Annotated in this window: 29 protein-coding genes; 8 read left to right on the forward strand and 21 right to left on the reverse strand. The window is 58.4% G+C overall.

Annotated features, from left to right (window positions below; genetic code table 11):
* Positions 1-7: 7 nt before the first annotated feature.
* The 3 genes from fmt to def (AC2FI9_RS09685) are packed head-to-tail and all read right to left on the reverse strand — an operon-like array spanning position 8 to position 1,925.
* Entirely contained in the window at positions 8-913 is a 906-nt protein-coding gene (fmt, locus tag AC2FI9_RS09675) for a methionyl-tRNA formyltransferase (RefSeq protein ID WP_496767191.1), read from the reverse strand.
* 2 nt (positions 914-915) lie between these two features.
* Positions 916-1,410, reverse strand: a complete 495-nt coding sequence (def, locus tag AC2FI9_RS09680; RefSeq protein WP_109312268.1) for a peptide deformylase — start codon at positions 1,408-1,410, stop codon at positions 916-918.
* Positions 1,407-1,925: a peptide deformylase gene (gene def, locus AC2FI9_RS09685; protein WP_058278958.1), complete on the reverse strand. Its 519-nt coding sequence runs from the start codon at positions 1,923-1,925 to the stop codon at positions 1,407-1,409. The genes def (AC2FI9_RS09680) and def (AC2FI9_RS09685) overlap by 4 nt, the downstream gene beginning before the upstream one ends.
* A gap of 94 nt (positions 1,926-2,019) precedes the next feature.
* On the opposite strand from def (AC2FI9_RS09685), the gene AC2FI9_RS09690 reads away from it, so the two are divergent.
* On the forward strand, positions 2,020-3,192 hold the full coding sequence (locus tag AC2FI9_RS09690; RefSeq protein ID WP_496767193.1) for a MalY/PatB family protein: 1,173 nt from the start codon (positions 2,020-2,022) through the stop codon (positions 3,190-3,192).
* Between the two features lie 36 nt (positions 3,193-3,228).
* On the opposite strand, the gene AC2FI9_RS09695 is transcribed toward AC2FI9_RS09690, so the two are convergent.
* Entirely contained in the window at positions 3,229-3,582 is a 354-nt protein-coding gene (locus tag AC2FI9_RS09695; RefSeq protein WP_496737154.1) for a hypothetical protein, read from the reverse strand.
* A 211-nt stretch (positions 3,583-3,793) separates the two neighbouring features.
* Here AC2FI9_RS09695 and AC2FI9_RS09700 point away from each other — a divergent pair, with 211 nt between their 5' ends.
* Positions 3,794-4,783 carry a glutathione S-transferase family protein gene (locus AC2FI9_RS09700; protein WP_496767197.1) on the forward strand — a complete coding sequence of 330 codons (990 nt, stop codon included), beginning with the start codon at positions 3,794-3,796 and terminating at the stop codon, positions 4,781-4,783.
* Here AC2FI9_RS09700 and AC2FI9_RS09705 read toward each other — a convergent pair.
* Positions 4,765-5,127, reverse strand: a complete 363-nt coding sequence (locus tag AC2FI9_RS09705; protein ID WP_108861296.1) for a response regulator transcription factor — start codon at positions 5,125-5,127, stop codon at positions 4,765-4,767. The two genes, AC2FI9_RS09700 and AC2FI9_RS09705, sit on opposite strands and share 19 nt — an antisense overlap.
* A gap of 182 nt (positions 5,128-5,309) precedes the next feature.
* On the opposite strand from AC2FI9_RS09705, the gene cobD reads away from it, so the two are divergent.
* Genes cobD through AC2FI9_RS09720 form a run of 3 tightly spaced genes read left to right on the forward strand, consistent with a single transcriptional unit; the run spans position 5,310 to position 8,367 of the window.
* Positions 5,310-6,275: a threonine-phosphate decarboxylase CobD gene (gene cobD, locus AC2FI9_RS09710; RefSeq protein WP_496767200.1), complete on the forward strand. Its 966-nt coding sequence runs from the start codon at positions 5,310-5,312 to the stop codon at positions 6,273-6,275.
* Positions 6,272-7,192 (forward strand): adenosylcobinamide-phosphate synthase CbiB, encoded by a 921-nt coding sequence (cbiB, locus tag AC2FI9_RS09715; RefSeq protein WP_496767202.1) that lies wholly within the window; start codon positions 6,272-6,274, stop codon positions 7,190-7,192. The genes cobD and cbiB overlap by 4 nt, the downstream gene beginning before the upstream one ends.
* Positions 7,193-7,203: 11 nt before the next feature.
* The gene (locus AC2FI9_RS09720) at positions 7,204-8,367 is read left to right on the forward strand and encodes a lytic murein transglycosylase (RefSeq protein WP_496767204.1); all 1,164 of its coding nucleotides are present in this window, start codon (positions 7,204-7,206) and stop codon (positions 8,365-8,367) included.
* A gap of 52 nt (positions 8,368-8,419) precedes the next feature.
* Here AC2FI9_RS09720 and AC2FI9_RS09725 read toward each other — a convergent pair whose 3' ends face one another.
* The 5 genes from AC2FI9_RS09725 to AC2FI9_RS09745 form a co-directional block, all read right to left on the reverse strand.
* The gene (locus AC2FI9_RS09725; RefSeq protein WP_282120838.1) at positions 8,420-9,217 is read right to left on the reverse strand and encodes a class II glutamine amidotransferase; all 798 of its coding nucleotides are present in this window, start codon (positions 9,215-9,217) and stop codon (positions 8,420-8,422) included.
* A 180-nt stretch (positions 9,218-9,397) separates the two neighbouring features.
* Positions 9,398-9,748, reverse strand: coding sequence for a hypothetical protein (locus AC2FI9_RS09730; RefSeq protein ID WP_109312259.1), 351 nt, complete (start codon positions 9,746-9,748; stop codon positions 9,398-9,400).
* A 54-nt stretch (positions 9,749-9,802) separates the two neighbouring features.
* Complete coding sequence (locus AC2FI9_RS09735; protein ID WP_496767207.1) at positions 9,803-13,258, reverse strand: chromosome segregation SMC family protein; 3,456 nt, start codon at positions 13,256-13,258, stop codon at positions 9,803-9,805.
* Positions 13,259-13,397: 139 nt separating this feature from the next.
* On the reverse strand, positions 13,398-13,793 hold the full coding sequence (locus AC2FI9_RS09740; protein ID WP_496767209.1) for a hypothetical protein: 396 nt from the start codon (positions 13,791-13,793) through the stop codon (positions 13,398-13,400).
* A gap of 45 nt (positions 13,794-13,838) precedes the next feature.
* On the reverse strand, positions 13,839-15,038 hold the full coding sequence (locus tag AC2FI9_RS09745; protein WP_496767212.1) for an aminotransferase-like domain-containing protein: 1,200 nt from the start codon (positions 15,036-15,038) through the stop codon (positions 13,839-13,841).
* A gap of 155 nt (positions 15,039-15,193) precedes the next feature.
* On the opposite strand from AC2FI9_RS09745, the gene AC2FI9_RS09750 reads away from it, so the two are divergent.
* Positions 15,194-15,964 (forward strand): FadR/GntR family transcriptional regulator, encoded by a 771-nt coding sequence (locus tag AC2FI9_RS09750; protein WP_496767214.1) that lies wholly within the window; start codon positions 15,194-15,196, stop codon positions 15,962-15,964.
* A gap of 3 nt (positions 15,965-15,967) precedes the next feature.
* Here the strand turns inward: AC2FI9_RS09750 and AC2FI9_RS09755 are convergent, their stop codons facing one another.
* The 7 genes from AC2FI9_RS09755 to AC2FI9_RS09785 form a co-directional block, all read right to left on the reverse strand.
* On the reverse strand, positions 15,968-16,750 hold the full coding sequence (locus AC2FI9_RS09755; protein ID WP_496767217.1) for a class I SAM-dependent methyltransferase: 783 nt from the start codon (positions 16,748-16,750) through the stop codon (positions 15,968-15,970).
* Positions 16,751-16,753: 3 nt separating this feature from the next.
* Positions 16,754-17,620: a hypothetical protein gene (locus AC2FI9_RS09760; protein WP_496767218.1), complete on the reverse strand. Its 867-nt coding sequence runs from the start codon at positions 17,618-17,620 to the stop codon at positions 16,754-16,756.
* A gap of 262 nt (positions 17,621-17,882) precedes the next feature.
* Complete coding sequence (locus tag AC2FI9_RS09765) at positions 17,883-18,443, reverse strand: F0F1 ATP synthase subunit B (protein ID WP_496767220.1); 561 nt, start codon at positions 18,441-18,443, stop codon at positions 17,883-17,885.
* 5 nt (positions 18,444-18,448) lie between these two features.
* Positions 18,449-19,000, reverse strand: a complete 552-nt coding sequence (locus tag AC2FI9_RS09770) for a F0F1 ATP synthase subunit B' (protein ID WP_496767222.1) — start codon at positions 18,998-19,000, stop codon at positions 18,449-18,451.
* Positions 19,001-19,086: 86 nt separating this feature from the next.
* Positions 19,087-19,311 (reverse strand): F0F1 ATP synthase subunit C, encoded by a 225-nt coding sequence (locus tag AC2FI9_RS09775; RefSeq protein ID WP_005981269.1) that lies wholly within the window; start codon positions 19,309-19,311, stop codon positions 19,087-19,089.
* Between the two features lie 48 nt (positions 19,312-19,359).
* Positions 19,360-20,118 carry a F0F1 ATP synthase subunit A gene (locus AC2FI9_RS09780; protein ID WP_058278975.1) on the reverse strand — a complete coding sequence of 253 codons (759 nt, stop codon included), beginning with the start codon at positions 20,116-20,118 and terminating at the stop codon, positions 19,360-19,362.
* A gap of 2 nt (positions 20,119-20,120) precedes the next feature.
* A complete protein-coding gene (locus AC2FI9_RS09785) occupies positions 20,121-20,453 on the reverse strand; it encodes an AtpZ/AtpI family protein (protein ID WP_058273313.1) in 333 nt (110 codons plus the stop codon).
* A 231-nt stretch (positions 20,454-20,684) separates the two neighbouring features.
* Here AC2FI9_RS09785 and AC2FI9_RS09790 point away from each other — a divergent pair, with 231 nt between their 5' ends.
* Positions 20,685-21,020, forward strand: coding sequence for an ArsR/SmtB family transcription factor (locus AC2FI9_RS09790; RefSeq protein WP_058273314.1), 336 nt, complete (start codon positions 20,685-20,687; stop codon positions 21,018-21,020).
* A 2-nt stretch (positions 21,021-21,022) separates the two neighbouring features.
* Here the strand turns inward: AC2FI9_RS09790 and AC2FI9_RS09795 are convergent, their stop codons facing one another.
* The 4 genes from AC2FI9_RS09795 to AC2FI9_RS09810 form a co-directional block, all read right to left on the reverse strand.
* Positions 21,023-21,436, reverse strand: coding sequence for a universal stress protein (locus AC2FI9_RS09795; protein WP_496767225.1), 414 nt, complete (start codon positions 21,434-21,436; stop codon positions 21,023-21,025).
* Positions 21,437-21,542: 106 nt separating this feature from the next.
* Positions 21,543-21,821 carry a hypothetical protein gene (locus tag AC2FI9_RS09800; protein ID WP_496767227.1) on the reverse strand — a complete coding sequence of 93 codons (279 nt, stop codon included), beginning with the start codon at positions 21,819-21,821 and terminating at the stop codon, positions 21,543-21,545.
* A gap of 62 nt (positions 21,822-21,883) precedes the next feature.
* Positions 21,884-22,798: a DMT family transporter gene (locus AC2FI9_RS09805; protein WP_496767229.1), complete on the reverse strand. Its 915-nt coding sequence runs from the start codon at positions 22,796-22,798 to the stop codon at positions 21,884-21,886.
* Positions 22,795-23,673 carry a LysR family transcriptional regulator gene (locus AC2FI9_RS09810; protein WP_058273318.1) on the reverse strand — a complete coding sequence of 293 codons (879 nt, stop codon included), beginning with the start codon at positions 23,671-23,673 and terminating at the stop codon, positions 22,795-22,797. Before AC2FI9_RS09810 ends, AC2FI9_RS09805 begins: the two co-directional genes overlap by 4 nt.
* A gap of 118 nt (positions 23,674-23,791) precedes the next feature.
* Between AC2FI9_RS09810 and AC2FI9_RS09815 the strand changes: the two genes are divergently transcribed.
* Positions 23,792-24,373, forward strand: a complete 582-nt coding sequence (locus tag AC2FI9_RS09815; RefSeq protein ID WP_496767230.1) for an FMN-dependent NADH-azoreductase — start codon at positions 23,792-23,794, stop codon at positions 24,371-24,373.
* The last annotated feature ends 63 nt before the right edge of the window (positions 24,374-24,436 follow it).

The following is a 24,436-nucleotide window of genomic DNA, read 5'->3' on the forward strand; positions in this document are numbered from 1 at the left end:
ATTCCTTCTAAATCCGACTTCCCTTGGCCACAGGCCAGCCCCGCAGAAAGGTTTCCTTATTCTGTGCGCCTTTGCCCGCCCGTTGCAGGCGCAACAGATCAACGGCACCCTCGCCGCAAGCTATTGTCAAGGCATCGTCCAGAGCTTCGCCGGGTACGCCCTGCCCCTCGGCCAGACGCGACGCCAGTAGTTTCACGCGGTCCCCGTCAATCTCGGTCCAGGCACCTGGGAACGGGGACAGACCACGGATCTGCCGGTCCACCTCTGCTGCGGGCCGGGACCAGTCAATCCGTGCCTCTGATTTGTCGATCTTGGCGGCATAGGTCACACCGACCTCGGGCTGCGGCTCGGGCGTCAGATCCGGCAGGTCATGCAAAGCCTCAACGATCAGTTTGGAGCCCATTATCGACAGCCGGTCATGCAACTGGTCGGTGGTTTCCTCGACCCCGATATCGGTTGCTTCGCGCATAAGAACCGGGCCAGTGTCCAGACCGGCCTCCATCTGCATGATGCAGATACCGGTTTGCGCATCGCCGGACATGATGGCGCGATGGATCGGGGCCGCCCCGCGCCAGCGCGGCAACAGGCTGGCATGGATATTCAGACATCCCTGGGCAGGCGCGTCCAGAATGGGCTGCGGCAGGATCAGGCCATAAGCGACCACCACAGCCACATCTGCGTTCAGTGCAGCAAAGGCATCCTGTTCATCTGACGATTTCAGAGACACCGGATGGCGGACAGTCAGGCCTAACGCTTCGGCGCGTGCGTGAACCGGTGTCGGTCGGTCCTTTTTGCCCCGACCAGCCGGGCGCGGGGGCTGGCAATACACGGCGACGATATCATGCCCAGCTTCGACCAGCGCATCCAGAACCGGAACCGAAAAGTCGGGCGTACCCATGAATACAACGCGCATCTCTACCCCAGCTTTTTGGCTTTGCGCAGAAGCATGTCCCGTTTGACCTTGCTGAGCCGGTCGAAATACATCTTCCCGTTCAGATGGTCGATCTGGTGCTGTACGCTTGTGGCTTCGATCCCGACAAAGTCGCGGCGATCCACCATCCCCTGCTCATTCAGGAACTTGACCGTCACCGCGCGTGGGCGCTTCACCTTGGCCGAAACACCAGGCAGGTTCGGGCTGGCCTCATCATGTTCGCGCAATTCGATTGAGCTGTGCAGGATTTCCGGGTTGGCCAGACGCACAGCCTTACCGCGTTCAGCCGAGCCGTCCACCACAGCCAGTCGCAACATGACGCCGATCTGCGGCGCGGCAAGGCCAACACCGGGCATCGCCTCCATCGTGTCGATCATGTCGTCCCAGATGGCACGGATTTCATCGGTGATCTCGGCGACGTCCTCCGCCTTGGTGCGCAGGCGTTTGTCGGGCCATGGCAGGCAGGTGCGAGCGGTCATGCGCGGGCCTGCTCGCGCTTTAGTTTCTGCATCTTCCGCGTAATCATCTGCCGTTTCAGCGGCTTGAGATAGTCGATGAACAGCTTGCCGTTCAAATGGTCGATCTCATGCTGAACACAGGTCGCCCACAGGCCGTCGAATGTTTCCTGTTGCAAGTTCCCATCCTGGTCAATCCACGTGACATCAACCACTTTGGGGCGCGTGACTTCGGCGAATTGCTCGGGGATCGACAGGCAACCTTCCTCGTAGACATTGGTCTCATCGGACGAGGCGATAACCTCGGGGTTGAACATGATCAGCGGACGCGGGGCTTCGCCCTCTTCCTTAATGCAGTCCAACACGATCAACCGATCCAGCACGCCGATCTGAGGCGCGGCCAGACCAACGCCAGGCGCGTCATACATCGTCTCCAGCATGTCGTCGGCCAGCTTGCGCAGCTCGTCGCTGATATCTGCCACAGGCGCGCAGACCTTTTTCAGGCGGGGGTCGGGATGGATCAGGATATTACGTTTCATGGGGTTGATTTAGGCCATCCCGCACTGCACCGCAACGCCCCCCTTGCACCCGCTGGAATTGTAGCTAGCTTTCGTCCGGACAGATGGAGCAGACATGACTTTCAACGACCTGATCGACCGCCGGGGAACCAACAGTTCAAAATGGGATAAGATGGAGCAAATCTACGGTGTGCCCCCGCAGGACGGGCTGGCCATGTGGACGGCAGATTCCGATTACCCAACAGCGCCTTGCGTAATTGATGCGGTTCGCAAAGCGGCTGACCATGGGGTCTTTGGGTATTCGTGGATTCACCCGGAATATCTGGCATCGATTCAGTGGTGGATGAAGAACCGCCATAGCTGGGACATCGACACCGATTGGGTGCTGACTTCACAGGGGTTAGGCAATGCGATCGCCCTGTCTCTGGATGTCTGGAGCGAACCCGGCGACGGCGTCGTCATCTTCAGCCCCGTCTACCATGAGTTTGCCCACAAGGTGAACAAATCGGGACGTCGCGTTGTCGAGTGCCCGCTAGTTCGCCAAGGCGAAACCTATGGGCTGGATCTGGACGACGCTCAGTCGCGTCTGGACGGGTCGGAAAAGCTGTTGCTGTGGTGCTCGCCGCAAAACCCCTCGGGCCGGGTGTGGACACCGGATGAATTGCGTGCCGTGGCCGCATTCGCCGAACGTAATGGGTTGATTTTGGTCTCGGATGAGATCCACCACGATCTGGTTTATCCTGGCAATACGTTCGTGCCGATGGATGTGGCTGCGCCGGATGCGCGGCCGTGGACCGTGACCCTGACTGCGGCGTCCAAGACATTTAACATCGCCGGTCAACGCACCGGTAACATGATCATTCCGGACCCCAAACTGCGCGCGGCCATGCGGCACCGCATTCAGACGCTGGACTATGACCCCAGCGCGTTGGGCGTGGCGATGATAACTGCCGCCTATTCGCCCGAGGGTGCGGCATGGGTTGACGAACAGGTCGCGCATCTGGCGGGCAACTGCCAGGTCTTTGACGCAGCAATCGCCGAGATTCCTGGTCTGAGGTCCATGCCGTTGCAGGCTACTTATCTGGCTTGGGTAGAATTCTCAGGAACCGGCATGACCCATGAAGAGTTTGTCCGCCGCCTGCGCGAAGATGCCAAAATCGCAACGTCCTCAGGCCCCGGTTTCGGCGCAGGGGGTGAGACCTTCGAACGGTTCAACCTGGCTACTCAGCGTGCGCGGGTCGAAGAGGCATGCGAACGGCTAAAGCATGCATTTGCTGATTTGCAGTGAACGAGGCGGCCAACGGCAATGTCGTTGGCCTTGCCCTCAATCCTTGTGCCCAAGCAACGCAATCGGCGCGTCCGGCGCGCGGTAGAAATCCAGCGGAGCCTTGTCGGCAGCGGCCGTGCTGCGCTTGAATTCGTATCGCATTTCGCCTGCTTCATCCTCATCCGCGATGATCAGACATTGGTACAGGTGGTTGGCGCCATCATAGATGTCGACGAGCCCGCGCAGTCGCGGCGTGGTTTCAGCTTCAACCGTAAAGCCGTCTTTCCACAATCGAAGAATTTTATAGGAATTGTCGCCAATTTCGACACGCAGGCGGCTGGTTTTCTTCAAACCGGCGATTCGGGCCGCATCCAATTCGGCAGTAATTTCCTTTGAAACATACGTACTCATAAAAATTTCCCCCAACAGAGTAGTCTATTGTGAGGCGCAAATTGTAAAAATCCAGTGAACCCGGTCACAGTCAGCGCCGAGAAATCAATTTGTTGCACAGAAATCCCAATCCATCCTGTGCGTATGCGCAGGAAGGATGCGCGCGCCCTCGCATAGGAACGGCACTTGCGACCGCCTATGTTTGGCGAAATCGCTTTTCGGAGGGCATGAGATGGGCCTGTTGGTCGACGGTAAATGGCACGACACTTGGTATGACACCAAATCCACTGGCGGCGCGTTCAAACGCAGCGCCGCGCAGTTTCGCAATTGGCTGACGGCAGATGGCAGCGCCGGACCATCGGGCAAGGGCGGGTTTAACGCTGAATCCGGGCGCTATCATCTTTACGTAAGCCATGCCTGCCCCTGGGCACACCGAACTCTGATCTTCCGGGAACTGAAGGGTTTGACCAGTCACATCTCTGTTTCTGTTGTGCATTCCGACATGCTGGATAAGGGCTGGACCTTTGAGACTGATGGCAATGGGGCAACCGGGGACACTCTCTATGGTCTGGACTTTGCCCACCAGATTTACACCAAGGCCGACACTTCTTATTCGGGCCGGGTCACAGTGCCGATCCTGTGGGACAAGAAACAGCAGACGATCGTTTCGAACGAAAGCTCGGAAATCATCCGCATGTTCAACTCGGCCTTTGACGGGATCACCGGCAACACCGACGATTACTGGCCCGAAGCGATGCGCGATGAGATCGAAGAGGTGAATGCGCGCATCTATTCCAACGTCAACAACGGCGTCTACAAATCCGGCTTTGCCACGAGCCAACAGGCCTATGACACCGCCGTGGACCCGCTGTTTGAAACACTGGACTGGCTGGAAGACCGTTTGACTTTAAACCGTTATCTGATGGGTGATCGCCTGACCGAGGCTGACTGGCGGTTGTTCACGACGCTGATCCGGTTCGATCCCGTCTATCATCTGCATTTCAAATGCAATCGGCGGCGGCTGATCGATTATCCGAATCTTTGGGCTTATACGCGCGAGTTGTATCAATGGCCGGGCGTCGCTTCGACGGTGAACATGCACCACATCGTGCGCCACTATCACTATAGCCACGAAAGCATCAACCCGCATCGGATCATCCCGACCAACCCGGTTTTGGACTACATGGAACCGCACGGGCGCGGTCAGCGGCCCGCCGCGTAATGCTCGACCATCGCCGCCAGATCTTCTGGCGGCGTGCCGCTTTGCACATAAGCGCACGCGTTTGGGCTGTGTGCAAAGATCGATCCGTCTGAAAAAAAGGTGGTGTTGGTGACAAAGATCACCCGCGCCTCGGGGCGGCGATAGCTGGCGAAATCAGCCACTGCCAACGCGCTGCCATTTTCCAGCACCAGATCCAGCACGATGATATCGAAATCCGTGCCGTACAGCGCAAGGATCGCAGCCTCTTGCCCGGCAACAAGCGTCACTTCGGCGCCTTGCCGTTCCAGATGTCTTTTCCAGACCCGACCAAGGTCGGGGTTACTCTCAACAATCAGTACATTCATTTGCAACAACCTCGGCACTTGGTAGAGTGTGCGGTGCCGACCCCCGTGGTTTGTGATCACGCTTATTCCTTAACAAAGTGTTAATGGTGCCGGTCATCCGGGCCGATCACGCGGATTTGCTTGTGTAAGCGGCGAAAATCCGCTTGAAGCACAACAAACGCGCAATTCCGGCGAGAACATCGATGGCAAGCCCAAACGCAGATTTGAACCCCCGTGCCGCGCGCGACCATGGCGGCGGACTGGACGGTGCTATCGCCCGGTTCGGCGGGGCACGCGACAACTGGCTGGACCTGTCCACCGGCATCAACCCACACCCGTATCCGGTGTCGGGACTGACCCCATCGGATTGGGCCGCGCTGCCGGATCACGGTGCGTTCGAACGGCTGTCTGCCGCAGCACGCCAGTTCTGGTCCGTTCCCAAAGGTGCAGCGATTCTGCCCGCGCCCGGCGCTTCAGCAGTAATCGCCCGCATGCCTGCACTTGCTGCGACGGGTCGGGTTCAGATCACAGCACCTACCTACAACGAACACGCGGCAGCTTTCTCCGCGCAAGGTTGGACAGTTCAATCGAACGGTCCAGCCGAGGCGCGCGTCCTTGTGCACCCGAATAATCCGGATGGACGTATCTGGTCCGAACAGAACGCCGATGCCCCGCTGACCGTGATTGATGAGAGTTTTTGTGACGTTTGCCCTGAAGCATCCCTAATTCATCTGGCCGAGCAGCCCGGTGTGATCGTGTTGAAAAGTTTCGGCAAGTTCTGGGGCTTGGCCGGGCTACGGCTGGGATTTGCAATTGGCCACCCGGACCTGATCACAAAGCTGAACGATTTGACCGGGCCGTGGTCTGTCTCTGGCCCTGCCCTTCGGATCGGGGAACGGGCGCTGCGGGACACGGGCTGGGCCAAAGCAACCCGTCAGCAGTTGGCGGCAGCGACAGAACAGCTAGACCGGATCGTGACCGGCAAGGGGGCAAAACTGGTCGGGGGCACTACGTTGTTCCGCCTTTATGACGTCGACGATGCCGCCGCTTGGCAGGCCAATCTCGCCCGCGCCCATATCTGGAGCCGCATATTCCCCTACTCAAACACCTATCTGCGCCTTGGCTTGCCGCCCGCAGACGGGTGGAGCCGGCTTGAGGCCGCGTTGTGAGCACAGCTTTTCTGCTGGTTTGCGCCATGTGTCTGGACGCGGCGCTTGGAGAGCCAGATTGGATCTGGTCGCGCATTCGTCATCCGGCAGTGATGATCGGCACTGTCATCGGCTGGTTGGACCTGCGCCTGAACCGCGGAACGAATAGGCACCTGAAAGGCGTGGCCGTCGTGGTGCTTCTGGTCTTTGGCGCATTGATTCTGGGCCGCGCGCTGACCTTGTTTGGGCCGGTGATCGAAATCATCCTTGCCGCAATTCTGCTGGCACAGAAGTCACTGGTGACCCATGTCCGCGATGTCGGTGACGGGCTGCGCACCTCCTTAACCGAGGGCCGCGCCAAAGTCGCCATGATCGTTTCGCGCGATACGCGGGACATGACCGAGGCGCAGGTCGCGCGATCTGCGATTGAGAGCGCTGCCGAAAACCTGAGCGACGGCGTAATTGCGCCCGCCTTATGGTTTCTGGTCGCAGGCCTGCCGGGGTTGCTGATCTACAAGGCGGTCAACACTGCCGATAGCATGATCGGCTACCGGTCAGAAAAGTACCGCGACTTTGGCTGGGCCGCCGCGCGTCTGGACGATTTGTTGAACCTGATCCCTGCCCGTTTGACCTGCGTGATGATCGTGGCGCTTTCTGGTCAATGGACGCGCTGGCCGGAAATGGTCGCGGATGCAAGCCGCCATATTTCTCCCAATGCCGGTTGGCCCGAGGCCGCGATGGCGCGCGCATTAAACGTCGCCCTTGCCGGGCCGCGCAGCTATGACGGACAGGTCCGCGATCTGGCCTGGGTCAACGGTGATGCGCCACGTAACATCGGCGCGCCGGAGATTTTCCGCGCATGTGACATGCTTTGGCGGGTTTGGGGGCTTGCGCTGGGGCTCGTGTCGGTGTGGGTTGGGGTCAGCTTTATTTTCTGACGGACCCTAAAATGCGTTTACTCTCGGGCATCATTGCCGCCACCCTGCTCGCCTCTCCCGCCCTGGCCCAATGTGGCGGCGGGTTCAATTCCTTTGTGAAGGGTCTGAAGGCCGAGGCCGTTCAGCAAGGGTTCGATAAATCCACCGTGAACAGCTTTTTCAAAGGTGTTCAGCAGGACAGCGCGGTTCTAAAGGCGGATCGGGCGCAAGGCGTGTTCCAAATACCGTTCATCGATTTTTCCCGCCGCCTGATCTCGCAGAACCGGATAGATCGCGGCAAATCCATGTCTCGCAAATACGATGCAGTGTTTGACCGGATTGAGCGGGAATATGGCGTGTCGCGCGGTGTACTGCTGGCATTCTGGGCGTTCGAGACCGACTATGGCGCGGTACAAGGTGACTTCAACACCCGCAACGCTCTGGTCACTCTGGCGCATGACTGCCGCCGACCTGAGTTGTTCCGACCACAGGTTTTTGCAGCCATCGAGCTCTACACCCAAGGGGATTTCGACCCCAACCGCACGACCGGAGCCTGGGCAGGTGAGATCGGTATGGTGCAGATGTTGCCCCGCGACATTCTGGAAAATGGCGTGGACGGGGATGGCGACGGCAAGGTCTCGCTAAAAACCTCAGCCCCGGATGCGCTGATGTCGGGCGGCAAGATGCTGTCGCATCTGGGCTGGCGTCCGGGTGAGCCCTGGCTGCAGGAGGTAACTGTTCCCGCCCAGATGGACTGGTCCCTGTCCGGCCCCGGCAAGTCGCGGTCCGTATCCGAATGGCAGGCGATGGGCGTTCAAGCGCGCAGCGGATCTCTGGCCAATCTGCCCGCGTCGCTGATCCTGCCACAGGGTCGCAACGGCCCCGCATTCTTGGCCTACCCAAACTTTGACGTCTATTTCGAATGGAACCAGAGCTTTGTTTATGTCCTGACCGCTGCCTATTTCGGTACGCGGTTGGAGGGCGGCCAAATCTATGACGCAGGTTCCCCGCCACAAGGCCTGTCGGGCGCGCAGATGAAGCAATTGCAGACCAAGCTTCAAGCGCGTGGGCATAATGTGGGCAAGATCGATGGTATTCTGGGTGCCGGCACGCGGGCTGCCGTTCAGGCCGAACAGGCACGGCTGGGGTTGCCCGCGGATGCGTGGCCAACAGCTGATTTGCTCAATCAGTTATGAGCCCCGATGCGTCCCGCACAGACGGGACGCATCCGGACGCAACACCACAGAGTTATGCAACCTCGGCGCGGTGATGCGGCGCTTTAGGTTCAAACGCGTGTGAAGTCAACGCCCCTCCCCGTGTTTCAATCGCCGTATTGGCAGGGATTTCAGTCCATTCGCCGCTATTCGCGTCCAACGGTTCGGACGAAATAATGAACCCATCCTTACACGCCTTGTAGTGGAGGCTTGGGGCAAAGCGGTCCGAGGCATATCGGGCGGCAAAAAGGCGATCGCCGTCCGACCAACAAGCGGCAAAGCGAAGATATGGCATTGTACCTCGGCGTCGTGACAGATCTTCGACACGTTGGACTGCCCGCTCCATGGCGCCGATCGGATCGATATCCAGACCTTCGCCATGGGCAATCAGGAAAATCGCTTCGCTTTCGGTTGCGCCAAGCCGGTGGCTGTAGAGGTCAGGTGGTATCATCCCGTCCAGCTCCTGCCGGATACGGTCATGCCCTCCGGCCTGCCCATTATGCATAAAACTCCATTTTCCAACACCAAACGGGTGGCAGTTGTTCCGCGAGGTTGCGGTACCCGTTGATGCCCGCACATGGGCCAGAAAGAGATGCGACCGGGTGTGATGCGTAAGCTGTTTCAGATTGGCATCCGACCAGGCGGGGTTAGTGTCCTTGTAAAAACAAGGCGTCTCACGTTCGGAATACCAGGCAAGGCCAAATCCATCTGCGTTGATCGGCGTCTTTCCGATCAGAGCATTTCGGCTCTGAATGACAAGCGATTGCTCTTGGTTCAGAACCAATTCATCTAGATAACGCTTTGCGCCTGCCCAAGCCAGAAATCGGCACATCTGTTAGCCCCATTGAGTATGAATTTTTTGAGAGCATACCACCGGCTCAGATAGGAAAACTCACCATTCTTCGCGAGCATTCGGCAATATTTCGATCAAATGACAACGCAAAACGCGAATCTTAAATCAACTAATGCCCTACTTGGATTCGATGCCTGATCGTCAAGGCGGCTACCAAACTCATTCAGGCCGGACCGGGTATCTGTCGCCTTTCTCGTCAATCAGAACTAGGCGCTTACCGCTGCGTACATAGAGATCGCAGCGGCTGAACCCGTTACGATACGTGATGCAGACACTGCCGTCGTCGGCAATGGAATATGTCCCAAACGCGGAATCCCCGCTGGCGTAGGTAAAGGAATAAGCCCCACCAGCCGAAAACTTAGACTGTCCGTCGTCATAGAAGGTCAGCGTTCGCCCCGCGAGGGCGTCCAGCTCGGCAGATGAAAGCGGGACATCTCCGGGTTTTGTTGGCCATTCCGCCGCCACAACCGGGCTGGCAGCCAACAAGGCAAAGATCAGATATCGGGTCATGCTGCCACCTTACCCCGCCACCGGGCGATTGAGGCATAACGTTGCAGTGAACGATCAGGCGACCATCTGTTCGGCCTTTTTCAGATCGACCGAAACCAACTGGCTGACGCCCTGTTCCTGCATGGTCACGCCAAACAGCCGGTCCATCCGCGCCATGGTCACCGCATGGTGGGTGATGATCAGGAAGCGAGTGTCCGTCTGGCGGCACATTTCGTCTAGCAGGTCGCAGAAACGGGTGACGTTGGCATCGTCCAGCGGCGCGTCGACCTCATCCAGCACACAGATCGGCGCGGGGTTGGCGAGGAAGACGCCAAAGATCAGCGCCGTGGCGGTCAGGGTCTGTTCCCCGCCCGACAGCAGACTAAGCGTCGACAGCTTCTTGCCTGGCGGTTGGCACATGATTTCGAGCCCGGCATCCAACGGATCATCGCTTTCGACCATGACCAGATTGGCCTCGCCACCGCCGAACAGATGCTTGAACAACAAGGCGAAGTTGGAATTCACCTGCTCGAACGCAGTCAGCAGACGCTCACGACCCTCGCGGTTAAGACTGGCGATGCCGCTGCGCAGAGCCTTGATCGCCTCTTCCAGATCGGCCTTTTCGCTGTTCAGTGTGTCAAATTCTTCCTGAACTTCTTTGCTGTCTTCTTCCGCCCGCAGGTTCACCGCACCCATCGCGTCTCGTTGACGCTTGTGGCGGTTTACTTCGGCCTCCAATGCATCAGCGGCAGGCATCTGGTCGGGGTTCACATCCAGTTGGTTCAGCAACTGGTTCGGCGTCAGCTGCTGGTCTTCAGCGATCCGCTCAGCGGCGGCCACGACGCCTTCCTTGGCTGCGTCACAGCGCGCCTCGGCCGCCGCGCGGGATTCGCGGGCTTCGGACGCCAAACGTTCAGCCTCACGCTCGGCCAACACAACCTCGCGCTGCTGCGTCTCAGCCTCGGCAAGCTTGTCGGCGGCCTCGGCGCGCCGGGCCTCGGCTGTTTCGATCAACTCGTTCAGTTCTTCACGCGCCTCGGCGATCTCACCCGGGGCGGCCATCGCCTCAGACAGTTCCCCCTCAGAGCTTTCCTTGCGCTCGACCAATTCCGAGATACGTTTTTCTGCTGACTCCAACCGGTGCCGCCACCCACTGAGGTCCTTTGTCACTTCTTGAGCCCGCCGCGTCCGCGCCTCGCCTTCGCGGCGCAGCTCATCATGGGATGAGCGGTGGGTCAGCATCGTGATCCGCGCGGCCTCGACCGTCTGTTTGATATCCTCAACCTGCGCACGCGCGCTGTCGACATCACCCAGGCCGGACAGCACTCCCTCGGCCTCGCGCAGTTGCGCGCGGGCGGACATGGCATCTTCCTTGTGCCGGTCAACAGCAAGGGCGAGAGTTTCCAGCTTACCCTGCGCCAGATTGCGGTCGGCCTCAGCCCGGCTTAGCTGACGCGCGGTTTCCGCCATCCGCTGGTCGGCTGCTCGGCGGGCTTCGCGGGCCCGGCGGTCTGCTTCGGTGACGTCCGCCAATTGCTGCGACAGCGCTTCATGCGCGGCGCGGGCACCATCAGCCTGCGCTTCGGCGCGGGTAAGTTCCTGTTTCAGAGCTTCAAGCTTGTTGAGCTGCTCCAACCGCAAGGCTGCAGCGCTTGGCGCATCCTCGGCCCATGCCCGAAATCCATCCCAACGCCACAAGTCACCTGAACGGGACACCAGACGCTGCCCCGGCTTCAATGAGGCTTGCAGCTGCGCGCCCTGATCCGCATCAACCAACCCGATCTGAGCGATCCGGCGGCTCAGACGGTCCGGGCCCGAGACATGCAACGCCAATGGTTCGGCCCCGTCGGGCAAGGGCTGATCTGCATCATAGCCCGAAACTTGTACCCAGCCCGACGGTCCGTCGGCGTCGACCAACGGTGTACGCAGGTCGTCAGCCAGTGCCGCCCCCAGCGCCTTTTCATAACCGGGCTCGACTCGCAGCAGATCCAGAACCTGCCCGCCTTCGGCCGTATCCCGTTCGACCAGCTTGGCCAGGGCCGATGTCTCGGCGCGGATTGCACCCAGTTCACCCTCGGCCTCGGACCGCTGCGCGCGCGCCTCGGCCTCGCGCGCCTGCGTTTCGTTGCGCAATTCATCTGCCGCGGCCAGCGCTTCTTCGGCGGCCTCTGCGGCCTCTCGCGCTTCCTCCTCGCCTTCCTGCGCTTGTTCGTACGCTTCGCTGGCACGGGTCAAAGCATCACTAGCCTCGTCTACCGCCGCGCGGGCTTTCTCTTCCTCACCCTCGGACCGGGCCAGTGTCTTACGGCTGTCTTCGACCAATCGTTGCGCCGACTGGTGACGGGCTACAAGACGCGCCATATCCTCGGTTTCCTGCGACAAGTGATCTTCACGATCCTGCAGCACAGATGCGGCTTCGCGCGCGATCTCGGCGGCCTTAGCCACTTTGTCGTCATGCCCTTCTGCCGCTTTGGCCAGTTCGCGTGCTTCCCATTCGAGACGCTCGATCATCTGGCCCGCGTCCCTGTTCAGGCCGGTTTCGCGTTCGATATCGTTGGCCAACTGCTGAATTCGGTTGGTCAGCGTCTCGATCGTCTGACGCGCGCGGGTTTCCTGATCAACCAGCTGATCACGCTGCACCTGCTGACGTTGCAAGACGGCGGCGGCGATTGCCTCCTCCTCCCGCAACGGTGGCAGAGTTTCCTCGATTTCAGACCGCTTGGCGCTGGCGGCGCGGGCTTCGGCCTCGGCGCGCGAGGCTTCGGTGATCCGCTCGCGCAAGACGTCTTCGGCCTGTTGGCGGGCCATGTCAGCCTCTTTCCAGCGGCGATAGAGCAGCATGCCTTCAGCCTGCCGTAGTTGCTCCCCAATCTCACGGTACCGCGCGGCCTGACGCGCCTGCCGCGCAAGCTGCGCCAATTGGGTGCCAAGCTGTTCAAGAACGTCATCCACACGGGTCAGGTTGGATTCGGTGCCCTTCAGCTTAAGCTCCGCCTCGTGGCGGCGCTGATAAAGGCCCGAGATACCGGCCGCCTCTTCCAGAATGCGGCGACGCGCGCGGGGCTTGGCGTTGATCAGCTCGGCAATGCGGTTCTGCCCCACCAGTGCAGGTGAATGCGCGCCGGTCGAGGCATCGGCAAAAAGCATCTGGACATCGCGCGCCCGAACATCTTTGCCGTTGGTCTTGTAAGCGCTGCCGACATCGCGGGTGATGCGACGCACAATTTCCAACTGATCGCTGTCATTGAACCCCGAAGGCGCCAAACGTTCCGAGTTATCCATCGTCAGGACAACTTCGGCAAAATTGCGGGCCGGACGCGTTGCGGCCCCGGCAAAGATCACATCCTCCATCGCGCCACCGCGCATGGATTTGGGGCGGTTTTCGCCCATTACCCAACGCAACGCTTCCAGAAGATTGGACTTGCCGCAGCCATTTGGGCCCACCACACCGGTCAACCCATCCGCGATAATCAGATCGGTCGGGTCAACAAAGCTTTTGAAGCCGGTGAGTTTAAGTTTGCTGAACCGCAAAGGCCGCTCGTCCCATGATTCCTATATCTGGAAGTCTGCGCAACCCATTGGGGGTGAGTCAACGGAGTAACGCAGGATATGGGATTTCATGCCAAGTTATCCACAATATCTTGCCAAAATACGCAAAAAAGCGCGTATCTCAGTAAGGAGCACACTCAAAAACCTGATAGCCATGGTCTTCGTAGTAGCCATAGTCGGAACATTCATAGGGACCGCGAAGAAGGCTGCCGAAAATCAGCTTTTTCCCAAGTTCCCGGTCGCAACCCAGAATGCCCACAGTGACCGCAGCGTCGCCCAGAACATCCAGCAACGGGCAACCTGACACCTGTGCCATAGCCAGTGCGGCCCGGTCGCGTATGGGGCCAAGGCGCGGAGCATATTGAGAATTGATGCGTACAGCCTCAGCCAGTTGATCGCGGATCCGCACGTCAAATACACTGCCGTTCACCGCCACACGGGTCGCAGGCACATCGCGAAAGTGGGGCGTGCCGGCCGAGCAAGCGGCCAGCACTAGGAGGGACAGATACCGGATCATACCCCCAGCATTGCGCCATCAAGGTTAACAAAACCTTTCCGCCGGTCAGGCGCGCAAAACCTCGCCCAATCGCTGAATACCTTCGCGGATTGCATCCTCATCCGAGTTTGAGAAACTCAGCCGGATCGTGTTGGTCCCGCTGCCGTCCGGGAAAAAGGCTCCACCCGGGACAAAGGCGACTTTGACCGTGTCCAACGCCCGGGCCAACAGTTCGGCCCCGTTTGTACCGACCGGCAATGTCAACCACACGAACATGCCGCCTTCGGGCCTGGTCCACTGCACGCCATCGGGCATATGGTCCTGCAACGCCTGCAACATGGCGTCGCGGCGGGCACCATAGACACGACGCAGCATCGGGATATGCGTGTCGAAACAAGCCCGTGCCACCTGGTCAATGGCCATCTGGTTGATGGTCGCCGAATGAAGATCGGCAGCCTGTTTCATCAGCACCAATTGAGAAATCACCGGCTTTGCCGCCACGACCCAACCAACCCTCAACCCCGGTGACAGGGTTTTCGAAAAGCTTCCGCAATAGATCGTGCGGCAATCTTCAATCGACCCTTTACGCGCCAATTCCAGTGCCAGAACTGAGGGGATGGCATCCCCGTCATAACGCAGGGCCTGATAGGCGCCATCCTCGATCACCGCACAGTTCAACTCATCTGCCAGATCCAGCAGCGCCTCCCGCCCCCGTAGATCCACGGTTTCGCCTGTCGGGTTGGCGAAGTCGGGCGAGAGATAGGCGAATTTGACCGCGCCTTCGCCCGCTGACGACGCGTATTCTGCCGCGCCCCGGTTGCCATTGATGCTGAGCCGGTCAAAACGTGGTTCATAAGCATTGAATGCAGCCAATGCGCCCAGATAGGTCGGCCATCCGACCAGCGCAGTATCGCCCGGCGACAGATAGAGTTTACCCAGATAATCCAGTGCCTGCTGCGAGCCTGATGTGATCAGGATGTTCTCAAGCCCGCATTCCACTCCGATAGAACGCATGTGGTCGACGAGCCATTCCCGCAGCGGGACGTAACCTTCGCTGACGGAATATTGTAGCGCCTGAGCCTGCTGGTCCGGACCCAACGAAGCTTGAAAGGCGGTCGCGAACCCTTCGGCTGGAAACAACGCGGGATCGGGGATGCCGCCTGCAAAAGAGATGATCCCCGGCTGATCCAACAGCTTTAACAACTCGCGTATCTCAGACGCTTTCATCCGGGATGTCCGCGTGGCGAACAATTCGTGCGTAGACATGAGTCTCCTCCGCTCTCAGTCACGGCCAGCGTAGAGAGGAACATCATAAAGTCAACAATGCTGACCTAATTTTATAGACCACGTGACCCCGCATTCTTGAACCTCGCCGCCATCCGTGGTCATATCATTTGACCAATTTCCGGAATGACGCCCGCATGCCTTTTCAAAAAGTTCAGACCGAAAAGCTTTCAATCGCGGTAGTTCGCCAGATTGAACTGCTGATACTGCGCGGCATACTGCGCCCCGGCGAACGTCTGCCCGCCGAACGCGAATTGGCCGAGCGGCTGGGCGTATCCCGGCCTTCCCTGCGCGACGCAATCGCAGACCTGCAAGACCAAGGCTTGCTGACAGCCAAGGCAGGGTCCGGCATCTATGTGGCCGAGGTTCTGGGCTCAGCCTTCTCCCCGGCGCTGATCCGGCTGTTCGGCAGCCATGACGAGGCGGTGTTCGATTACCTCTCGTTTCGGCGCGACATGGAAGGGTTGGCCGCCGAGCGCGCGGCCCGGCTGGGCTCGGACAGCGATCTGAAGGTGGTACAGGCGATCTTTGACAAGATGGAAGCCGCCCACATCCGCGACGCGACCGAAGATGAGGCGCAGCTGGACGCGCAATTTCACATGGCAATCATCGAGGCCAGCCATAATGTGGTCATGCTGCATATGATGCGGTCAATGTACGATCTGTTGCGGCAGGGCGTGTTCTATAACCGCCAGATGATGTTCCACCAGCAAACAACGCGCGAAGCAATTCTGGACCAGCACCGCGCCATCAACACGGCGCTTCAGACACGCGACCCGGCTGCGGCCAGACATGCGGTTCAAGAACATCTAAGCTTTGTTGAACGCTGCATGGCCGATCAGCAAAAAGCAGAAAGAAACGAAGAAATCGCTCAGCAACGCCTTCAGCACGAGGCAGGCACACTATGATCGTCAACGTTTGAGTTGCATCGACTTTACGCGTTGCTTCATGTCTTCATAGTCCTGTTGCGTCAGGCTGGCGCGGCGGAACGCTTTTAGAATTCTCCATTGCTGCCACCGGCTGGGCCACGTGAGGCTGTCCAGCGCAGTGAAGGCATAAAGGTCTCCTCGGAGGTGGACTTTCCGCATCTCCAACTGCTCAGCCATATAATCCAGGCTTTGCTCTGAGAAAAAGCTGATGTGCTGGCCCGTCTCAAAAGCCCAGTACCACCAGTCGCGCGGCGGTAGATCCCTTGGATCGAAGCAAGTCGCCGAAAAAAAGAGCGTTTCGAAACCAAATTTCTTGCGCGCCTCTTTTAAGTGCGAAAGCGGATCCGGCAAATGTTCAAGAACTTCAAAGGCCGTCGCAACTGCATATGTTCCATCATCCGCGTCGAACCCACGCGCCAACAGGTTTTCTGCATAGGGGTCGGACCAGTGAAAATTCAGTCCAATGTCCCTTAGGCCGCGAACAAACAGCCCATAGCCTCCGCCGATGTCGATCCCACGGGCATCTGCAAGACCATTCGCACGCATGGCTGTTGAAACACGGCGCAGGTTCGACAGGTTTCGGGCGACGATCCCTGTATCCGTCAACGCGATGGCATCGCTATACGCTTCTTCCAGCCATGTCGGGTTTTCCACCCAGATAAAACCGCAGCTTTCATCCAGAAAGTACTTTGCCGGGTGCCGCCCGATCACTTCGCTTTCAAAAAGCAACACTCCAAGTTGCCCGGTGATTGGAGAATAGGGCATTGATCACGTTGCTCCGCTCGAAAGGTCTTGTAGGTTCGGTGGAAATGGTGCTCCGCTGCCTTCACCAAGATGTTCTTGCGGCGCGATAGTCATCAACGCCGGGTCGATATAGAGCCTGGCACCTCGTGTACGCATTTCCTGATGAAACAGGACATGTTCACAGACCAGCCGGTCCTCCTCATCTCGGCATTTATATCTCAAGCCTCGTAACGCCTGAGTTTTATAAAGGCCGGCGCCCGCAAATGCGCTGTCGACAGGTATAAGTTGGCAATCTTCTGGAATATGAAACTGACGGTCATGGATCATAGTCTTCAATAGGTTTCGACGCCATTTTCGTTTACCAAACAGAGGTTTACGCGCGTTGTGTATCTGTTGCCAGACATCCTGTTCGCACCACCCCCGGCAGCGCAAGGCATATAGGTCGTAGTAGGCAGGCCTCGAGTTTGCAAAAACCGCTTCCCACTGAATATCCGAACGCTTGGCCGCTGCTAAAACAGCTTCGGGATTCAGACAGATGTTCGGCCCGTCTAAATCCAGTATCAGAGTCAGGTGGTTGTCACGACCATTCTTTTCGAGAGTTTCAAGTATAGAATTTCGAGCAGCGGTGATACGCTCGACACGTTCAGAAATGTCCGAGATCACACCATCCAGCCGAATGATCTGAACCTCGGTAATCTGGTTCGCGTATTCAGACAGGATCTGATCGGTGTCATCGGTATTGTCATTGGTGGCAATGATGACCGAGTATTGCCCTACCCGTTTCGACAGGTCTTCGATCCGATGGATCGTTTCTTTCAGAGCCGAACCCCCGTTACGCACCGCGCCGACAATGTTCATGGAAACTGTGTTGTCTGTGGCTGGCACGGTCACTCTTTTCCTGTTTCCGGATTTCAGTTTTCTACTTCATCCGACCTTGTTCTGTGCAATCCCAGAGCCTCCGGAAAGGAAGGTAGACGCACTATGGCTCTGTCATAAAACGCCCAAACAACGCCTTCGCATCCGTCAAATCACAATTCGGATCCGCTGCACAAGTGACTAGACTAGGATCGCGCGTCGTCCCTGTAGAAAACAAATGACCCGAAAGCATGCGGCTTCCGGGTCACTTCTGTTACTCGTCTGCTATCTGTCGGTGTCAGTGCAGTTTGTCACCAACATCCGCAATCGCTGCGTCGATCAGTTTGTTCGCCTGTGCGGCCGTCATCTGCTTGGCCAGAACTGCGTTGGCAGCCGATACCGCAACGGTGATGGCCTGATCACGGACTTCCTTGACAGCTGACGCCTCAGCAGAAGCGATCTGGTCCTGAGCTGCTGCCAGACGGCGGGCGATGGATTTCTCCAAATCGACCTTTGCCTGTTCTGCCGCCAGAATAGCATCTTCTTTGGCTGCAGCCACGATGGCATCCGCTTGGGTCTGCACTTCACGCTGCTTGCGCTCGTACGAGGCCAACAGGCTGCGTGCCTCTTCATGCAGGGCGCGGGCTTCATCCAGTTCGGATTTGATGCCGTCGGCGCGGTTGTCCAGCGCGCCACCAATCATGCCTGGAACCTTGAAGTAGAACAGGACCGCGATGAAAACGATGAAGCCCAGAAGGACCACAAAGTCGGTGTTGCCAAGCGAGAAGAACGGGCCACTTGCGGCCAGCGCGGGGCTGGCGGTGCCGACGGTCAGGATAAGGGCAAGAGTATTCCGCATGTCACTTATCCTTTCGTCTGCGCGTCAATTGCACTGTCGATGGCTTTGGCATCCGCCTCGCCGCCCAGAGCTGTGACCAGTTCAGCTGCCGTGTCCTTGGCAACCACTTGAATGCTTTCCAGCGCGCCGGCTCGGATATCGGCAATTGCCTTTTCCGATTCAGCCGCCTTTGCAGCGATTTCCGCGTCTGCCTTGGCAATCGCGTCATCCAGACCAGACTGAATTTCAGCGCGGGCTTCCGCTGCGATACGCTGTGCCTCAGAACGGGCATCGGCCAGCGCCTTGTTGTAGGCCTCTTCAGCCTCGACCGCTTTGGCCTTCAGATCTTCGGCCGCAGCCAGGTCATTTGTAATGGTCCCCTGACGTTCCGCCAGGATTGCCGCGATGCGGGGCAAGGCCACGCGAGACAGGACCAGAAAGATGACGACCAGCGTGATGACCAGCCAGAAAATCTGGTTGGGAAACCAATCGAAGCAGAGCTGCGGCATACCGATGGCCGAGCCGTAGGCGTCGACGCAGGTGCCAGCTACTTCTTTGGCAAGGGGTTCAGTCGCCATGATGTCCTCCGTCGGAACGTTGTCTTTACAACAGGTGGGCCGCTATGGCTTGGACCCACCTGCGCGTAAGGATCAGGTTCCGCAGATTAGACGGCGAACATCAGCAGCAGCGAGACCAGGAATGCAAAGATCCCCAGGGCTTCTGCGAATGCGATACCGATGAACAGGGTTGCGGTCTGCGAAGCAGCCGCCGAAGGGTTGCGCAGGGCGCCGGCCAGGAAGTTGCCTGCTACGTTGCCCACCCCGATTGCGGCTGCGCCGGAACCGATTGCTGCCAGGCCTGCGCCGATGTGTGCGAGATCGCCTTCCATGATGTTTCTCCTTACGAATTGGAAGTTTCGATGTTTGGGTATCGGACCTTAGTGCGAAGGATGCAGCGCATCTTTCAGGTAAACACAGGTCAGAATGGTGAATACGTAGGCCTGAATAAAGGACACGAGGACCTCGAGGCCGTACATTGCGGTGATCGCCAGAACGGACACCGGTGAGATCACGGCAATCGCGGCAAAGCCTGCGAAAACCTTGATAACCGCGTGGCCTGCCATGACGTTACCGGCAAGACGAATGGAGTGGCTGACCGGACGCACGAAGTACGAGATCAGCTCGATGATCGCCAGGACAGGGCGCAGTGCCAGCGGTGCGCTGGACACCCAGAACAGACCTAGGAAGCTTGCGCCGTTCTTGACGAAACCCAGAACGGTTACGGTCAGGAACACAGCCAGCGCCAGCGGGATGGTCACGGCGAAATGCGACGTGGTGGTGAAAGACATGGGCAACATGCCCAGGAAGTTCGCGCAGACGATGAACATGAACAGGGTCATGACATAGGGGAAGTACTTCACGCCTTCTTTACCGCAAATGTCTTCCAGCATCTTGTAGATGAAGCCATAGGCCAACTCAGCAACAGACTGCATTCGGGTCGGAACAATGGCACGTTTCGAGGTGCTGAGAACCAGCAGGGCAAAGATCGCCGCAATAGCCAGAAACAACCACAGAGTCACGTTGGTCGGCGTGTACCACGCAATCGCACCGTCACCGAAAAGCGGTTTAACGATGAACTGATCCATCGGATGGAAAACCAGGCTGCTGCCTTCTGCTGCGGTGGTCTCAGTTGCCACGTTCAGTCCCTCTCGTCCTTATCGGCCGCCTCAGCAGCCGCTTGTTTCTCCTGAACCTCTTTCGCGCTGCGGAGCATAACCTTCACGCCCGCGACAAGGCCCAGCAATGTGAACAGCACCAGAAAGATCGGGATTGTCCCGAGCAGGCTGTCCAGCCCGTATCCGATGCCAAATCCGATCCCAAGACCGGAAACCATTTCGATGACCATCCTCCAGGCAAGCTCGCCCCCGGACACGTCAGCATCCGCACGAGGCTTTGGCGCTTTGGCCTTTTTCGCCGCTGTGATCTTGGCCTCCAGCTGCGCCATACGCTGCTTTTGGTCATCATCGGTCACGGGCAATTCCCTCGCACAGTCTTGGGTAGGGTGCTAAGGGGCGCAAGGCACAGAGTCAACGGTGTTAAATGTCTGACTTTCCGCAGGTTAAGTAATTGAATTTACGCAATTTATTCATGTAATTGAAGCACCATTAAAATGTCCCGATCCATCGGCGTGCGTAAAAACCACTCAATTCGTATATTCAACCAAATGGTTGACCAAAACCGGGCGCTGTGATTGAGCGATAGCATGTCCAATGACCTCGATACCGTTTTCGCGGCCCTCGCCGACCCGACCCGCCGCGCCATCCTTGCGATGCTGCTTGAGGATGACATGGCCGTCACCGACGTCGCCGACCCGTTCGAGATGTCGCTGGCCGCGATCTCGAAACATCTGATCATCCTGACCAAGGCCGGGTTGATCAGCCAGGAAAAGCGCGGGCGGGTGAAGTGGTGTAAGCTGGAACCGGATGCGCTGCGCGCGGCATCCGTCTGGATGCAGGGGTTCGGTCAGTTCGAACCGGTCAATCTGGATGCGTTTGAACGATTTTTGGAAGTCGAACTGCCCGCAACAGACGATCCCTAGATCTATCTAACTACAAACACCGATACTTTGGCGTGTTTGGCCAGATATCCGGCATGGCTGGAAAAGATGTGGTCCGTGATGCGCGGTGCGTGCGTCCCAACGACGATTAGGTCGGCCCCAATCTCTTCAGCGGCGCGGGTCAAATCACCGTCGACCTCTGCAGCTACATCTACCGAGTGGATGTTGCGCGCTGAAACCTCGGAGCCACTCTGCTCGGTAAGTTGATCCACAATGGCTTGCAGCTCGACGCTGATCTCCGCGTCTGAATGCGTGACGTCGCCCGGCTGGGTTCCGGTCACGCTGACGATCGTGATCCGGGCGTTTTGCCATCTCGCCATTTGCGCCGCGACATCCAGAGCTTTGCGAATTTCCGGCGGCAGATGAATATCGACCGGGATCATAATGTGATTAAACATGGCATCTTCCTCCTGCCGCCGATGTTAGCGGGCTCAGGAATAGAGCACTTTGATCTGTCTCATGTAGATGACTCCGACCATTTCATCCGGTTCGGCCGGTTCCCAGCTAGCCTTCCTGACTATACTCGACGCCGATGATCACACCCGTTGCGTCCGCAAGACACAACCACGGTGCCTGAGCGCCAGTGACCTCAATTGTCGTGATTGTTCCGGTCGGTACCGATTCAGTCGAAATCGCGTTGACGTCAGCGGCCTGAACACCCGTCTCAGCCGATACCAGCGCCTCACAACTGCCTTGAAGGTCGGTCTCCGACGACCCCTGCCCCCCTCCTTGCGTACAGGCGGATAACATCGCACCGACGACAAATAGAATAGCTTGCTTCATCATTCCCTCCGGGATGGTTCATCAGACCCGAGGGTTGTTAGATTACGGCCAAAAGACAAGGGTCATTCCGAGAGCGGCGCAGTGTCTTTCGCAGGTTGCTCTTCGCTTTTGAGCAGCAGAACAAGCGCGATCGCGGTTAAAACGACACCGACCAGCACCATGACGGTTGGCGCAGGCCGCCCAAGCGCGATCTCCCACAGGATCACCCAGCTGGGGATCAGATAAGTGTAGGCCATAACCTTGGCCGACGGCAGGCGTAGCGCTGCAAACTGGACCAGAACGAAACTGGAGGCCGTTGCGAAGATAGAAAGATACAGCAGACTGACCCAGACGATCAGCGGCAGGTTCGCCCAATCGGTTGCACGGATGTCTGACCAGCCGACCACCGTCAGGATCACACAACCAGCAACCAGTGTTCCAAATGTAAACACGACTGCGGGCTCGCCCCGGTTCAATTTACGCACCATCGGCGTGTAGATTGCATGCGCCATGCAGCCCCAGAAAAAGATGATCTCTCCGCCACCGATCTCGAAGGCGCGAAAGGACTGCCAATCGGCGCGAAAGATAACCCACAAAGCCCCGGTAGCCCCCACCGTCAGGGCAAAAGCCATGCGCGGCGTGGTGATCTGGCGCAGCAGAACCCATCCGGCGATGGCCGACATGATCGGCGTCAGGGTGAAGACCGCGGATGTGCTGACCGGATCGGCGGTTTTCAGGCCGTAGAACATAAGAACAAAGTAAGTGGCGAACAGCCCGCCCAAAACAGCGTATCGCCACGGCGCGTGCGCAGCGCTGCGCGGCAACCCGGTGGTGGCAAGCGCCGCAATGCCGATGATGACGGCCGCAATCAGAAACCGCCCGGCTGTAATCGCCAACGGTGCAATCTGGTTGGCAACAATCGATCCCAACGAGAAACTACCCGCCACCAGCAGAGTGAATGTGATCATTGCCAAATGACCACGCCCCTGCGGTGTCACGAGAGCCAACCTTTGGATTCTTTCTTAAGGAACGATAGGAAGGCCTGCACTTTGGTCGTGCGATGCAGATCGACATGGGTCACCAGCCAAAGTTTGCCGAACCATTCGGGCAATGGCTCAATAACTTCGACCAACTCCGGATCGCGCGATGCCTCCCACCGCGCCATGAAACCAATCCCTGCCCCGGCCAGAACCGCCTCGCGCAAGCAGAAATTGTTGGTACAGCGGAATGCGATGGCCTCGGCCGGGACAGTGGCACGCAACCACTTGGAAAACGGAGCGCGGCTGTTTTCATCGTCCGTGCCGACAAACAAGTGGTCTGCAAATTCGTCAATGCTCGCTGGTTTGCCTCGGCGTTCGATATATGACTTGCTGGCAAACAAGCCGACCTCCTGTTCGATAAACGGCTGCACAACATTGTCAGGTTGGTCCGGGGCGGCACCCGCACGGATGGCCACATGCGCCTCGCCGTATTCCAGGCGGAACAAGCGGTCCCCGGTCAGGTAACGTACAATCAGACCCGGGTGCATTGATTGAAACTCGGACAGGGCGGGAACGACCAAGGGCGCCAGCGAGGCCAGAGACGTCACAACCAATTCGCCCGACACATCATCGCCACGCCCTTTCATTCGGCCCACCAACTGATTGAACTGATCTTCGGTGGCCTGAGCCACGCGCAGAAGGTCCTCTCCGGCATCGGTTGGGGTATAGCCACGGGCGTGGCGCTGGAACAGCTTAACGCCCAGCCGCGCTTCGATCGCGTCGATATGGCGGATCACGGTGGCATGGTGAACGCCCAAGATTTCGGCCGCGCCGCTGACGGTGCCCATCCGAGCGACCTGATACGCGGTTTTGACTTCGTCCCAATTATCCATGCTCAAGCCTACTGTGCAAAATCCAACAATACCTGTTGGTATATCTGCGTTTCGTTCGCTGACGCAACACTCATATTGGGACCGGAAGCAGATTCCCCGCCAAAAAGGAAACCCTGACATGACCAAGACCATCCTGCATATCGACGCCTCGGCCCGCCGCACCGGATCCGCCACCCGTGACCTTTCCGGCCAGATTATCGGGCACCTTGGCGCCGGACGCATTATCCGCCGCGATCTTGCCAGCCCCCTGCCCCTGCTGACCGAAGACTGGATCAACGCCAACTTCACCCCCGCCGATCAACGTGACGAGGTTCAACGCGATCTGTTGGCCCTGTCCGACGAGTTGGTTGGCGAGCTGCAAAACGCCGACACCATTGTCATCGGGCTGCCGATCTACAATTTCTCGGTGCCTGCGGCCTTCAAGGCCTGGATCGACCTTGTCGCCCGCGTGGGTCTGACCTTTGCCTATTCGGAAACCGGCCCCAAAGGCCTGCTGGAAGGTAAGCGCGCCGTGCTGGCGATCGCGTCCGGCGGCACCGAGGTAGGGTCTGAGATCGACTTTGCCACCAACTATGCCAAGCACGTTCTAGGATTCATCGGCATCCACGACGTCGACGTGATTGCGGCTGACAAGATGGCGCTGGATGCGGACGCCGCGTTGGCGAATGCCCAAAAAGCGGTAACTCAACTCGCCGCTTGATCCACCTCTGGCCTTTACCTTGTGAAACGTCCAGTCTGCCTTAAGCGAGATTTGCAGACTGGG

It is taken from the genome of Ruegeria sp. CDSA246, assembly GCF_059611225.1.